Below are 12884 nucleotides of genomic sequence, written 5' to 3'. Positions count from 1 at the left end.
GTGTGGGCCGGTATCGTCACTGCCCATGTCGAAGAAGACGTTCGCGGGTAAGCGGTGCTTGATCACCGGCGCGGCCAGCGGCATCGGCCGCGCGACGGCGCTGCGGCTCGCGAGCCAGGGCGCCGAGCTGTTTCTGACCGATCGCAACGCCGAGGGTCTCGCGGAGACGGTGAACGAGGTTCGCGCGCTCGGGGCTCTGGTCCCCGAACATCGCGCGCTGGACATCGCCAACCACGACGAGGTCGCGGCATTCGCCGAGGCGATCCACGCCAACCACCCGAGCATGGATGTCGTGATGAACATCGCGGGCGTCTCGGCCTGGGGGACCGTCGATCGGTTGAGCCACGAGCAGTGGCAGAAGATGATCTCGATCAACTTGATGGGGCCGATCCACGTCATCGAAAACTTCGTTCCCCCAATGGTTGCGGCTCGCAAGGGCGGCCACCTGGTCAACGTTTCCTCAGCGGCGGGCCTGATGGGTCTGCCGTGGCATGCCGCGTACAGCGCCAGCAAGTTCGGGTTACGCGGGCTGTCGGAGGTGCTGCGTTTCGATCTGGCCCGCTATCGCATCGGGGTGTCGGTGGTGGTTCCCGGTGCCGTGCGGACCCCGCTGGTCGGCACCGTCGAGATCGCCGGCGTCGACCGCGACGATCCCGAGGTGAGCCGCTGGGTGGATCGCTTCAGCGGGCATGCCGTCTCGCCGGAGAAAGCTGCCGACAAGATCCTCGCGGGCGTCGTCAGGAATCGTTTCCTGATCTACACCTCGGTCGACATCCGGGCGCTGTATGCGTTCAAACGTGTTGCGTGGTGGCCTTACAGCGTCGCGATGCGTCAAGTGAACCTGGTGTTCACCAAAGCGCTCAAGCCGGCGCCGGTGGTGCCGCGGACATTGCCCAACTAGGCCGGCATCCGCAGTTCCAGCCGCACACCCAGCAGCCGGATCGGACGATCCAACTCGAACAGATCCAGCACCCGCAAGGCCGCCGGCACGATGATTTCCGCGTCGATTGTCGGCTCGTCGAGTTTACGGATCTTCGTTCTCGTATAGAACGTACTGGTGCGTACCGTCACCGCCACCCGGGTGACGATTCGTGACTCGGCGACCACTTCGCTCAGCGCCCGTCGGGCCAATTCCGTTACTGCGGTGTCCATTTCGCTGCGCTCGGTGAGGTCACGCGGGAAGGTGACGACATGGCTGCGCGACCGGGGAACCCACGCTTCGGAACTGACCGTGTCATCGCCACCGCCGTTGGCCAGCAGCAGCAACCACAACCCGGTGCGCGGGCCGAACGTCGACGTGAGTAACTCGGCGTCGGTGTTCGCCAACTGCCACACCGTCGTGATATCAAGGTCGGCAAGCTTTTTGGCGGTCTTGGGACCGATGCCCCACAGGGCGTCGACGGGACGGTCGCCCATCACCGTCATCCAGTTCGACTCGGTGAGCGTGTAGATGCCTGCCGGCTTGGCGAAACCGGTTGCGACCTTGGCACGCTGCTTGTTGTCGCTGATACCGACCGAGCACGACAATCCGGTGGCCTCGGAGATCACCGTGCGAATCTGCTCGGCGAGTTCGTTGGGTTCGTCGATCTCGGCGCCGACGTAAGCCTCGTCCCAGCCCCAGACTTCGACCGGGTGGCCGAGGTCGCGCAACAGCGCCATCACCTGTTCGGAGGCGGCGTCGTAGGCCTCAGGGTCGGACGGCAGAAAGGTGGCATCGGGACAGCGCCGAGCCGCGGTGCGCAACGGCATGCCCGCGTGCACGCCGAACCCGCGAGCCTCATACGACGCGCAGGTGACCACCTTGCGCGCCTCGGTCGGGTCGCCGCTGCCCCCGACGATGACGGGCCGCCCCACCAGTTCGGGGTGGCGCCCCAACTCGACCGACGCCAGGAACTGGTCGAGGTCGACGTGCAGAATCCAGTGCGGCGTCATCGCCCACAGAGCTTGCGCGCCAAGCTTTCCCACGCCTCGCCCAGCGCCTGTAGAGACCGGTCACGTTCGGTGAGTTGGTGCTCGACGTAGTCGGCCTCCAGCAACATCAACAGGGCGGCCGTCTGGGCGTCCAGGTCACCCGTCGTGCCGGCGGTGGCCAGCAACATCCGGACGTGGGTGTGCAGCACCATCATCGGTGCGGCGAAGCGGGACTGCGGATCGCGGTTGGCGGCCACCAGCAGCTCGCGATGGGTGTGCGCGAATCGCAACCGGGCGTGCCCGAACGCCAGCAACCGGTCCAGCGGTGGTGCACCCGGGCCCAACGGCGGCGGGCCGAACATGAACGCCTGCTGGCTGGCCTGCTCGTCCTCGTCGAGGAGCACCATCATCAGGCCGGCCCGACTGCCGAAGCGGCGGAAGACCGTCCCTTTGCCGACTCCGGCAGCGCCGGCGATGTCGTCCATGGTGACGGCGTCGGCTCCCCGCTGGGCGATCAGGCGCCGCGCTGCGTCCAGTAACAGCACGCGGTTGCGCGCGGCGTCGCCGCGCTCCTGCGGCACGGAGAGTGGCAGGTCGCGAACCTGGTCGGCGGAGCTCACAGAATTTACTGTAGCCTCAACGGAACAAAGCGGACTATAGTCCGGTTGCATCGATGCGACGATATAGGTCATTGACAGAAGGGAACTCAGATCATGCCGGACACCAAAGTGTTGGCGCTGATAGGAAGCTTGCGGGCGGCGTCGATCAACCGTCAGATCGCTGAGCTGGCCACTGAGGTGGCCGAGGACGGTGTCACGGTCACCATCTTCGAGGGGCTGGCTGATCTGCCGTTCTACAACGAAGAGGTCGACGACGTCATGAACCCCGACGCCCCGGTTCTGGCTCCGGTGGCCGCACTGCGCGCCGCGGCGGCTGACGCCGACGCCGCTCTGGTGGTGACCCCGGAGTACAACGGCAGCTACCCGGCGGTGATCAAGAATGCCATCGACTGGCTGTCGCGGCCGTTCGGCGACGGTGCTCTGAAGGGCAAACCGCTCGCGGTGATCGGTGGATCTTTCGGCCAGTACGGCGGGGTATGGGCGCACGACGACACCCGGAAGTCATTCGGGATCGCCGGCGCCGGGGTGGTCGAGGACATCAAGTTGTCGGTCCCGTTCAAGTCGCTGAACGGACAGCACCCGCGTGAACACGCCGAAGTCGCGGCAAACGTCCGCGACGCGGTGGGCAAGCTGGCAGCCCAAGTCAGCTAATTTTCGGCGAGCGCCCCGGCGGTATCGACACTGCCGGGGCGCTTTGCTGTGCCACGCCGGTCCGCGGGTCTTGTCGGTGCCGGGTGATATCTCTGTTCGTATACCGCTGCGAGGTCGTTTTGTGACCTGCGACACGCCGAAGACGCGCCCGCGTCATGCCTTACGACCAGGGAATTTCATGAATGTGTTTCAGAACATCTTGTATCTGCACCTATCGAGGACCACTAGGTGTAGTGTTCCGGACACCGACAGACCCCAGGGTCACCTAGTCGGTCGGGACGCACCAGCCGGCATCGAGAGCCGGTTGGAGCGTCCCGGCGAGACGGGAATTCTGCGGCGTGGCGGATCGCTGAAATGCAGTACCTGAGTAGTTGCCAGTCACATCTTGTTTTACCGTCAACAGAGGGGTTGTACCGCCGATGAGCATCACCGTTTACACCAAGCCGGCCTGCGTGCAGTGCAACGCCACTTACAAGGCGCTGGACAAGCAGGGCATCGCCTACGAGATCGTCGACATCACCTTGGACTCGGAGGCCCGCGACTACGTCATGGCTCTCGGCTACCTGCAGGCTCCCGTCGTGGTGGCCGGAAACGAGCACTGGTCAGGCTTCCGTCCGGACCGGATCAAGGCGCTCGGCGCAGCCGTATTGAGCGCCTGACCGGCCGGCGTAGCAAGACAGGGAGGGGATCGCCGTGCCGTCCTCCAGCCTTGTGTATTTCTCCAGCGTCTCGGAGAACACGCATCGATTCGTGCAGAAGCTGGGGATCCCGGCGACGCGGATCCCGCTGCACGGCCGTATCGAGGTCGACCAGCCGTACGTGCTGGTACTGCCCACCTACGGCGGCGGCCGGCCGACTCCGAACATCAATGACGGCGGTTATGTCCCCAAACAGGTCATCGCCTTCTTGAACAATGAAGACAACCGATCGTTGATCCGCGGCGTCATCGCCGCGGGCAACAACAACTTCGGCACCGAATTCGCTTATGCGGGCGACGTGGTGTCCCGCAAGTGTGGCGTCCCGTATCTCTATCGCTTCGAACTCATGGGTACCCCCGACGACGTGGATGCGGTCCGCGCCGGCCTCGTAGATTTTTGGAAGGAACAGACGTGCCAACAACCGTCGCTGCAGAGCCTGTAACCACCGGCACGCACGCCCACTCTCCTGGGGGCTCAGCGGAAACCGACTACCACGCGCTGAACGCGATGCTGAATCTGTACGACGCAGACGGCAAGATTCAGTTCGAGAAGGACCACGAAGCCGCGCACCAGTACTTTCTGCAGCACGTCAACCAGAACACGGTCTTCTTTCACAATCAGGACGAGAAGCTCGACTACCTGATCAAGGAGAACTACTACGAGCGCGAGGTTCTCGACGAGTACAGTCGCAACTTCGTCAAGACGCTGCTGGATCGCGCCTATGCCAAGAAGTTTCGGTTCCCGACCTTCCTCGGCGCGTTCAAGTACTACACCTCGTACACGCTGAAGACGTTCGATGGCAAGCGATACCTGGAGCGTTTCGAAGACCGCGTGGTGATGGTCGCGCTGACCCTGGCGGCCGGCGACACCGGGCTGGCGGAAAAGCTGGTCGACGAAATCATCGACGGGCGTTTCCAGCCGGCGACACCGACCTTCCTGAACTCCGGCAAGAAGCAACGCGGCGAGCCGGTGAGCTGCTTCCTGCTGCGCATCGAGGACAACATGGAGTCGATCGGACGCTCGATCAACTCCGCCCTGCAGCTGTCCAAGCGCGGCGGGGGAGTTGCGTTGCTGCTGAGCAACATTCGCGAACACGGCGCACCGATCAAGAACATCGAAAACCAGTCGTCGGGCGTCATTCCGATCATGAAGCTGCTGGAGGACTCGTTCTCCTACGCCAACCAGTTGGGCGCGCGCCAGGGCGCCGGCGCGGTGTACCTGCAGGCTCACCACCCCGACATCTACCGCTTCCTGGACACCAAGCGGGAGAACGCCGACGAGAAGATCCGGATCAAGACGCTGAGCCTGGGCGTGGTGATCCCGGACATCACCTTCGAGTTGGCCAAGAACAACGAGGACATGTACCTGTTCTCGCCCTACGACGTCGAGCGCGTCTACGGCGTGCCGTTCGCCGACATCTCGGTCACTGAGAAGTACTACGAAATGGTCGACGACGCACGGATCCGCAAGACCAAGATCAAGGCCCGCGAGTTCTTCCAGACGCTGGCCGAGCTGCAGTTCGAGTCGGGCTACCCGTACATCATGTACGAGGACACGGTGAACCGGGCCAACCCGATCGAAGGCAAGATCACCCACTCGAACCTGTGCTCGGAGATCCTGCAGGTGTCGACGCCGTCGTTATTCAACGACGACCTGTCGTATGCCAAGGTGGGCAAGGACATTTCGTGCAATCTCGGCTCGCTGAACATCGCCAAGACGATGGACTCGCCTGACTTCGCCCAGACCATCGAGGTGTCGATCCGCGCGCTCACCGCGGTCAGCGACCAGACCCACATCTGGTCGGTGCCGTCGATCGAGCAGGGCAACAACGACTCTCACGCGATCGGGCTCGGCCAGATGAATCTGCACGGTTATCTGGCCCGGGAGCGGATCTTCTACGGTTCCGAAGAAGGCATCGACTTCACTAACATCTACTTCTACACGGTGCTGTACCACGCGTTGAAAGCATCGAATCGCATCGCGATCGAACGCGGTCACGCCTTCGGTGGCTTCGAGCGGTCGAAGTACAAGTCGGGGGAGTTCTTCGACAAGTACACCGAGCAGTCTTGGGAACCCAAGACCGACAAGGTGACTCAGCTGTTCGCCGACGCCGGCATCCGCATCCCGAATCAGGACGACTGGAAGCGGCTGAAGGAGTCGGTGCAGGAACACGGCATCTACAACCAGAACCTGCAAGCGGTTCCGCCGACCGGGTCGATCTCCTACATCAACCACTCGACGTCGTCGATCCACCCGGTGGCGTCGAAGATCGAGATCCGCAAAGAGGGCAAGATCGGTCGGGCTTACTACCCGGCGCCGTATCTGACCAATGACAACCTGGAGTACTACCAGGATGCCTACGAAATCGGCTACGAGAAGATCATCGACACCTATGCCGCGGCCACACAACATGTGGACCAAGGGCTTTCGCTGACGCTGTTCTTCAAGGACACCGCGACAACCCGCGACGTGAACAAGGCGCAGATCTACGCCTGGCGCAAGGGCATCAAGACGCTGTATTACATCCGGCTGCGGCAGATGGCGCTGGAAGGCACCGAAGTCGAGGGCTGCGTCTCCTGCATGCTGTGAGGTAGCGCTCGTCGTTGAGGGCCAGTTAACTTTCGCGAGCTGGCCCTCTCGGCTTTCTGCGGCCGGTCTGCCCAGGTCAGACACGCGACCGAGGTATGGTGCTTGACGTGGTCAGAATTCCGCGACCCCCGATTCCTCACCCCGGGCCCAAGCCCGCGGTGAAGGTCGACGCGCGCAGCGAGCGTTGGAAAGAGCATCGCAAGAAGGTGCGCGCCGAGATCGTCGAGGCTGCATTCCGGGCCATCGACCGGCTCGGCCCCGATCTGAGCGTCCGCGAGATCGCCGAAGAGGCCGGCACCGCGAAACCTAAGATCTACCGGCACTTCACCGACAAGTCCGACTTGTTCCAGGCGATCGGTGAGCGCCTGCGCGACATGTTGTGGGCCAAGGTCTACCCGTCGATCGACCTGGCCAACGACTCGGTGCGCGAGATGGTCCGCCGCACTGCGGAAGAGCACGTCAGCATGGTCGACGAGCATCCCAATGTGATGCGCTTCTTCATCCAGGGCCGCTTTCCCGAGCAGGCCGAGTCGGCGACCCGAACGCTCAGTGAGGGCCGCGCGATCACCCTCGCGATGGCGGAGATGTTCAACAACGAACTGCGGGACATGGAACTCGACCCGGGAGCCTTCGAACTCGCGGCATTCGCGGCCTACGGTTGCGCGGCGGCGGCCACCGACTGGTGGCTCGGTTCCGACGTCGACAGCCCGAGACGGATGCCGCACCCGCAATTCGTCGAGCACCTGGCCACGATCACCCTCGGCGTGATCAGCGGCACCGCCGAGATGCTCGGTATCAAACTGGACCCGGACCGGCCGATACACGACGTGATGCCGCGCAATTCCGCTGCCAGCTAGCATCATGGCCCATGAGTATCTCCGCCGAATCGGCCACCGAGTCTGACGCCTCGGCGCCGCCCGTTCGCACCCGTGTCGTCATCATCGGCACCGGATTCGCCGGGCTCGGAATGGCCATTGCCCTGCAGCGGCGGGGCATCGATTTCGTCATTGTGGAGAAGGCCGACGACATCGGCGGTACCTGGCGTGACAACAGCTACCCGGGCTGCGCATGCGACGTGCCGTCGCACCTGTACTCGTTCTCCTTCGAGCCGAAAGCCACCTGGAGCAAACTGTTCTCGCCGCAACCGGAGATCCTGGACTACCTGCAGGGTGTGACCGACAAATACGCCTTGCGTCGCTACATCCGCTTCGGCCAAAAAGTGAGCCGCGCACACTGGGACGACGGCGAATACCGCTGGCATGTCTTCACCGACTCGGGTGAGGAATACATAGCGCAATTCCTGATCTCGGGCGCGGGTGCGCTACACATCCCGGCCCTGCCGGACATCGCGGGCATGGACGAATTCCAGGGTGCTGCATTCCATTCCGCGCAGTGGGACCACAGCGTCGACCTGACCGGGAAGCGTGTCGCGATCATCGGCACCGGGGCCAGCGCCATTCAGATAGTGCCCGAGCTGGTGCGCGAAAGCGCCGGTGTCGCGGAGGTTCAGCTCTATCAGCGCACCCCGCCGTGGGTGGTTCCGCGGCCGAACAGCCTGCTGCCCAGTGCAATTCGTAAGGCATTTGCGACCATTCCCGGTCTGCGGCTGGCAGTGCGCTCCGGTATTTATTGGGGGCTCGAAGGCCTCGGCTTCGCGATGACCCAACGCCCAAGTCTGCTGCGGGCCGTCGAGTTGGTCGGCAGGTGGAACATCCGCCGCAACGTGAAAGACAAAGGCCTGCGACGCCGGCTCACCCCGTCCTACCGCGCCGGCTGTAAGCGAATCCTGTACTCGGGCAGCTATTACCAGGCGGTGGCCAACCCGAAGGCAACGTTGATCACCGACCGGATCGAGCGCATCACGGCCAACGGCATCGTGACCGGTGATGGCGTCGAGCACCCCGCCGACGTCATCGTCTACGCCACCGGATTTCACACCACCGACTCCTACACCTACGTCGACGTGAAAGGCCCGCGCGGCGAGGATCTGGTGGACCGCTGGAACCGCGAAGGCGTCGTTGCCCACCGCGGCATCGCGGTCGCCGACATGCCGAACCTGTTCTTCCTGCTGGGACCGAACACCGCGCTGGGCCACACCTCGGTGGTGTTCATGATCGAGTCGCAGATTCACTACGTCGCTCAGGCGATCGCCGCTGTCGACAAGACCGGGGCACAAGCGTTGGCGCCCAGTCGTTCTGCGCAGGACCGCTCCAACGGCGAGCTGCAGACCAAGCTGGCTGGCTCGGTGTGGAACACCGGCGGCTGCAGTAGCTGGTACCTCGACGAGCACGGGGTCAACCGGACGCTGTGGAGCGGCATGACGTGGCAGTACTGGCGCGAGACCCGCTCACTGAAGCTTGCGGAGTACAAGTTCTTCGGCGTGCGCAGCGGCGCGAAAGCTAGCGCGTAGCAGGCTCCGCCCGCGTGGCGAACCGCCGCAGTTGTAGCCGCACGATGCGATCGAGGCCTCGGTCGGTGAGGCACACGACTGCCGAGGAGCTCGTCGACACGATCATCTCGGTGTTGCCGAAAGCCAAGTAGTGCAAGGTCAGCCGCGAAGTAGTTGGACGAACAGCTGTGCGGCCGCATCGACGCCGGTCTCTTCCCCGGTGGCCACCAGGTCGAGCAGTAGCCCGCGAATCACGGCAAGCCCGAGTCGCGCCGCGGCTGGTTCGGCAAGGCCCTCGGTGAGCGCCAGCCAGTCAGCGACCGCGCCGGGGACCATGCGGTCAAATGGCCGCTCCCCGTTGGCGGCTCGCGCATAGCACTCGAAGAACAGCCGCTCGAACTGGCGCAGCTCGGGCCGGCTGACGTCGGCCCACATCGCGGCGAAGTGGTCGGCGGGGGCAGTCGGCAGATCGGGCAATATCGTCTTCTGCCGGCGCTCAACCTCTTCGACGATTGCCAGCAGGAGTTCTTCGCGAGAGCCGAAGTGGTGCAACAGCATTCGGTGGCTGGTGCCTACGGACGCGGCCACGTCACGCAGTGAGCGGTCGCCGATACCGCCGGCGGCGAACTCGTCGACCAGGGCGTGCAGCAGCTCGCCGCGACGGCTCTGCTCAGGCGGACGAGTCACTGGTGCGGTGCAGCTGCTCGGCGCGGGTCTTGAGGCCCTGGGCTTCGAGCTCGAGAAAGCGCCGGGTCTTGCCTGCCATCAGCCGCCCCACCAGGACGCCGAGCGGGCCGCGCTGGTGGAGCTGCTGGCGCACCAGGGTGCGCCCGTCGGGCTGTGCGATGACGTCGTGGCGTGCGCTCGTGTGTGCGCCGGGCGATCGCTGCACCCACGTCCAGGATGAACCGTGGTCGATCTCGGTGACTTTCCACACCAACTTCGACATCCCCGGCTGCTTGATCGAAAACCGTTTACCGACAGCCAGATCGGCGCCATCGCGGCCGACGAGTGAGGTCACCGACTCGGTCCATTCAGGCCATCGTTCGACGTCGCTGAACACCTTCCACACCAACTCGGCCGGGGCGTCGATCTCGATGCTGTCTTCAGTGAGCATGTACCAAATGGTACATGCCATCGGCGCGGGCGACCAGAGTTGAATACACTGGGTGGAGAACGCGGACTCTCGGCGCGACACGCGGAAAACACAACTTCTTGTGTTCCATCGACATGTCGCACCCCAGGGGTAGTGTCTGTGACCTAAGTAACGTCAACCATTCGTCCTGGTGAAGTGGGGTTCTGGTGAGTGATGGAATAAAGCTGATCGACCGGGTCTCCGCGATCAACTGGAACCGTTTGCAAGACGAGAAGGATGCCGAGGTCTGGGAGCGGCTGACCGGCAACTTCTGGCTTCCCGAGAAGGTGCCGGTGTCCAACGACATCCCGTCCTGGGGCACCCTGACGCCCAACGAAAAGCAGCTGACGATGCGGGTGTTCACCGGCCTGACGCTGCTGGACACCATCCAGGGGACGGTCGGCGCCGTCAGCTTGATCCCCGATGCGCTGACGCCGCACGAGGAGGCGGTGTACACCAACATCGCGTTCATGGAGTCGGTGCACGCGAAGAGCTACAGCTCGATCTTCTCCACGTTGTGCTCGACCGTCGAGATCGATGAGGCCTTCCGCTGGTCGGAGGAGAACCCGAACTTGCAGCGCAAGGCCGAGATCGTGATGGAGTACTACAAGGGTGACGAGCCGCTCAAGCGCAAGGTTGCCTCGACGCTGCTGGAGAGCTTCCTGTTCTACTCGGGGTTCTACCTGCCGATGTACTGGTCGAGCCGGGCCAAGCTGACCAACACCGCCGACCTGATCCGGCTGATCATTCGCGACGAGGCCGTGCACGGTTACTACATCGGCTACAAGTTCCAGAAGGGTCTGGCTCTCGAGGACGCGGCTACACAGGCCGAGCTCAAGGACTACACCTACGAGCTGCTGTTCGAGCTGTACGACAACGAGGTCGAGTACACCCAGGACCTCTACGACGAGGTCGGGCTCACCGAGGACGTCAAGAAGTTCCTGCGCTACAACGCCAACAAGGCGCTGATGAACCTCGGCTATGAGGCATTGTTCCCGCGCGACGAGACCGACGTGAACCCGGCGATTCTGTCGGCCCTGTCGCCGAATGCCGACGAGAACCACGACTTCTTCTCCGGGTCGGGCTCGTCGTACGTGATCGGCAAGGCGGTCGTCACCGAGGACGAGGACTGGAACTTCTGATCGCCAGTTCTCAACCCGCCGTTCAGGTTCTGGCCACCTGAACTTTGCCGGGACGGGGTCGACGGGCAGATCTAATAGCCGGTATGTCGAATGCCCCGGTTCCGCAACAGGTCGACCTGCAGTCGGCGTTCGCGCAACTGCGGCGTGTCACGAGCGTTCTGGCGCTGCTGTCGCGATACCAAAGCGACGCCCGGCTGCAGAACCTCATCGACAACCTGTGGCTCGACCGTCAGCGTCTGCGCTCCCGCATGACACCCAACGGCCCGGCGAACGACCCTGGCGGCAGCGAGCAGGTCCCGCTCGGCGACCGCTGGAACAACGAGATCCCCGCCCTGTACGCCGCACACCTGGCCAGTCGCCCAGTCTGGCCGTCCGACGAGACCTGCGAACTCCTCGAGCGCAACGTCGACATGTTCCGGGAAGAATTCGCCGGCATCGACCCGAACGACTACCAGGTTGACGCCCGGGACCACATGGGCGGCTTGACGGATGGCCGCAACTGGACCGTCTTCCCCTTCTACGACGGGTTCGGCAACCTCCAGGTCGACAACGCGCGAAAGTGCCCGCGCATCGCGGAGTTTCTGAATAGCCAGGCCGGCATCGGCGGCATCGGCTGCATGGCGTTCTTTTCGATCATGAACCCGCAGACGCACGTGCCGCCGCACACCTCGAACGCGAACACCCGCATGCGCTACCACCTGGGAATCGAAGTGCCCGAACGCGATATCCATTTGCGGATTCACGACCAGCGGATCACCTGGGCGCAGGACAAGTGCATCAAAATCGACGACTCGTACGAGCACGAGGTCTTCCAGCAGTCCGATCGGCGCCGGGTTCTGTTCGTCCTCGACGTGCCGCATCCAGACCTTCGTCCGGAGGAAATCGGGTTTCTGCAGGAGTTCATGAGCTACACCACCGGTGTCGGCCTACCGGGCGGATAGGACGCCAGCTGAATCGTGCGGGTCCGCCGGCTCAACACGCGGCGCGCAGTGGTTGAACGACGCATGAACAGTGAAGTTTGACGCTTTCACAACGGCCGACGCCGCCCCGGAGCCGTGATACTGGTCGAATGGCGATCACACCAACGTCCGCGGCCTCGACGGCCGCCAATTTTTTTCGTTCCGTCATCAAGTGGCTGCAGGTCAGTTATCCCGAGGGAGTGCCTGCGCGCGACCGCGTCGCGCTGGTGGCTCTGTTGCGCAGCACACCGCTGACCGAGGGGGAGATCACCGAGGTGGTCGACTCGATCGACGAGGAAGAGCTGTCCAACGGCACGGTCAACCGCGACGTCATTGCCGACTTCATCTCGGACTTGACCCACTACGACGCGGGCCCGGAAAACGTCGCCCGGGTCGCCGCGCGGCTGGCCGCTGCCGGCTGGCCGTTGGCTGGGATCAACGACCAGGCCGACGCTCCGGTCAAATAGTCGATACGTCGATCACGAAGCGGTAGCGCACGTCGCTTGCGAGCACCCGCTCGTAAGCCTCGTTGACGTAATCGGCCGCGATGACCTCGATTTCGGGCAGGGTGTTGTGCTCTGCGCAGAAGTCGAGCATCTCCTGGGTCTCGGCGATGCCGCCGATGTTCGATCCGGACAAGCTGCGGCGTGCCAACGCCAGCGGAAACGCCGGCACCTCCATCGGGTGCTCGGGAATGCCCAACTCGACGAGAGTGCCGTCGACATCGAGCAGACCCAGATACGCGCTGAGGTCCAGGTTGGCCGAGACCGTGTTCAGGATGAGGTCGAAG

15 protein-coding genes are annotated in these 12884 nt (G+C 63.7%); 10 read left to right on the top strand and 5 right to left on the bottom strand.

Going from position 1 to position 12884, the window contains the following annotated elements:
• Positions 1 to 25 precede the first annotated feature (25 nt).
• The gene (locus CYU59_RS03075) at positions 26 to 901 is read left to right on the top strand and encodes an SDR family oxidoreductase (protein WP_292975771.1); all 876 of its coding nucleotides are present in this window, start codon (positions 26 to 28) and stop codon (positions 899 to 901) included.
• Here the strand turns inward: CYU59_RS03075 and CYU59_RS03070 are convergent.
• A complete protein-coding gene (locus CYU59_RS03070; protein WP_292975801.1) occupies positions 898 to 1932 on the bottom strand; it encodes a DNA polymerase IV in 1035 nt (344 codons plus the stop codon). The two genes, CYU59_RS03075 and CYU59_RS03070, sit on opposite strands and share 4 nt — an antisense overlap.
• Complete coding sequence (locus CYU59_RS03065; RefSeq protein WP_292975769.1) at positions 1929 to 2531, bottom strand: TetR/AcrR family transcriptional regulator; 603 nt, start codon at positions 2529 to 2531, stop codon at positions 1929 to 1931. Before CYU59_RS03065 ends, CYU59_RS03070 begins: the two co-directional genes overlap by 4 nt.
• A gap of 93 nt (positions 2532 to 2624) precedes the next feature.
• On the opposite strand from CYU59_RS03065, the gene CYU59_RS03060 reads away from it, so the two are divergent.
• The 6 genes from CYU59_RS03060 to CYU59_RS03035 all read left to right on the top strand — a co-directional run bounded on the left by CYU59_RS03060 (position 2625) and on the right by CYU59_RS03035 (position 8879).
• Positions 2625 to 3182, top strand: a complete 558-nt coding sequence (locus CYU59_RS03060; RefSeq protein ID WP_292975767.1) for an NAD(P)H-dependent oxidoreductase — start codon at positions 2625 to 2627, stop codon at positions 3180 to 3182.
• Between the two features lie 419 nt (positions 3183 to 3601).
• Positions 3602 to 3841, top strand: a complete 240-nt coding sequence (locus CYU59_RS03055) for a redoxin NrdH (RefSeq protein WP_292975765.1) — start codon at positions 3602 to 3604, stop codon at positions 3839 to 3841.
• A gap of 34 nt (positions 3842 to 3875) precedes the next feature.
• Positions 3876 to 4322, top strand: a complete 447-nt coding sequence (gene nrdI / locus CYU59_RS03050) for a class Ib ribonucleoside-diphosphate reductase assembly flavoprotein NrdI (RefSeq protein ID WP_292975763.1) — start codon at positions 3876 to 3878, stop codon at positions 4320 to 4322.
• Positions 4292 to 6469, top strand: coding sequence for a class 1b ribonucleoside-diphosphate reductase subunit alpha (gene nrdE, locus CYU59_RS03045; RefSeq protein ID WP_292975761.1), 2178 nt, complete (start codon positions 4292 to 4294; stop codon positions 6467 to 6469). The genes nrdI and nrdE overlap by 31 nt, the downstream gene beginning before the upstream one ends.
• 107 nt (positions 6470 to 6576) lie before the next feature.
• Positions 6577 to 7326, top strand: a complete 750-nt coding sequence (locus CYU59_RS03040) for a TetR/AcrR family transcriptional regulator (protein ID WP_292975759.1) — start codon at positions 6577 to 6579, stop codon at positions 7324 to 7326.
• An 11-nt stretch (positions 7327 to 7337) separates the two neighbouring features.
• Positions 7338 to 8879 (top strand): NAD(P)/FAD-dependent oxidoreductase, encoded by a 1542-nt coding sequence (locus CYU59_RS03035; protein WP_292975757.1) that lies wholly within the window; start codon positions 7338 to 7340, stop codon positions 8877 to 8879.
• A gap of 138 nt (positions 8880 to 9017) precedes the next feature.
• Here the strand turns inward: CYU59_RS03035 and CYU59_RS03030 are convergent, their stop codons facing one another.
• Positions 9018 to 9545: a TetR/AcrR family transcriptional regulator gene (locus tag CYU59_RS03030; protein ID WP_292975754.1), complete on the bottom strand. Its 528-nt coding sequence runs from the start codon at positions 9543 to 9545 to the stop codon at positions 9018 to 9020.
• Positions 9529 to 9975 carry an SRPBCC family protein gene (locus CYU59_RS03025; protein WP_292975752.1) on the bottom strand — a complete coding sequence of 149 codons (447 nt, stop codon included), beginning with the start codon at positions 9973 to 9975 and terminating at the stop codon, positions 9529 to 9531. Before CYU59_RS03025 ends, CYU59_RS03030 begins: the two co-directional genes overlap by 17 nt.
• Before the next feature lie 185 nt (positions 9976 to 10160).
• Here CYU59_RS03025 and nrdF point away from each other — a divergent pair, with 185 nt between their 5' ends.
• The 3 genes from nrdF (at position 10161) to CYU59_RS03010 (ending at position 12561) form a co-directional block, all read left to right on the top strand.
• Positions 10161 to 11135, top strand: a complete 975-nt coding sequence (nrdF, locus tag CYU59_RS03020; RefSeq protein ID WP_292975749.1) for a class 1b ribonucleoside-diphosphate reductase subunit beta — start codon at positions 10161 to 10163, stop codon at positions 11133 to 11135.
• An 83-nt stretch (positions 11136 to 11218) separates the two neighbouring features.
• A complete protein-coding gene (locus CYU59_RS03015) occupies positions 11219 to 12076 on the top strand; it encodes an aspartyl/asparaginyl beta-hydroxylase domain-containing protein (protein WP_292975747.1) in 858 nt (285 codons plus the stop codon).
• A gap of 128 nt (positions 12077 to 12204) precedes the next feature.
• Positions 12205 to 12561: a DUF3349 domain-containing protein gene (locus CYU59_RS03010; protein WP_292975745.1), complete on the top strand. Its 357-nt coding sequence runs from the start codon at positions 12205 to 12207 to the stop codon at positions 12559 to 12561.
• Here the strand turns inward: CYU59_RS03010 and CYU59_RS03005 are convergent.
• Positions 12554 to 12884 (bottom strand): zinc-binding dehydrogenase (locus CYU59_RS03005; RefSeq protein WP_292975743.1); only part of this gene is annotated, 331 nt, incomplete at its 5' end. The two genes, CYU59_RS03010 and CYU59_RS03005, sit on opposite strands and share 8 nt — an antisense overlap.

This window comes from Mycobacterium sp. (assembly GCF_002863225.1).
Classification (GTDB): domain Bacteria; phylum Actinomycetota; class Actinomycetes; order Mycobacteriales; family Mycobacteriaceae; genus Mycobacterium.
Note: the sequence above shows the minus strand (reverse complement) of the source record. Positions and strands in the feature narration are given on the sequence as shown.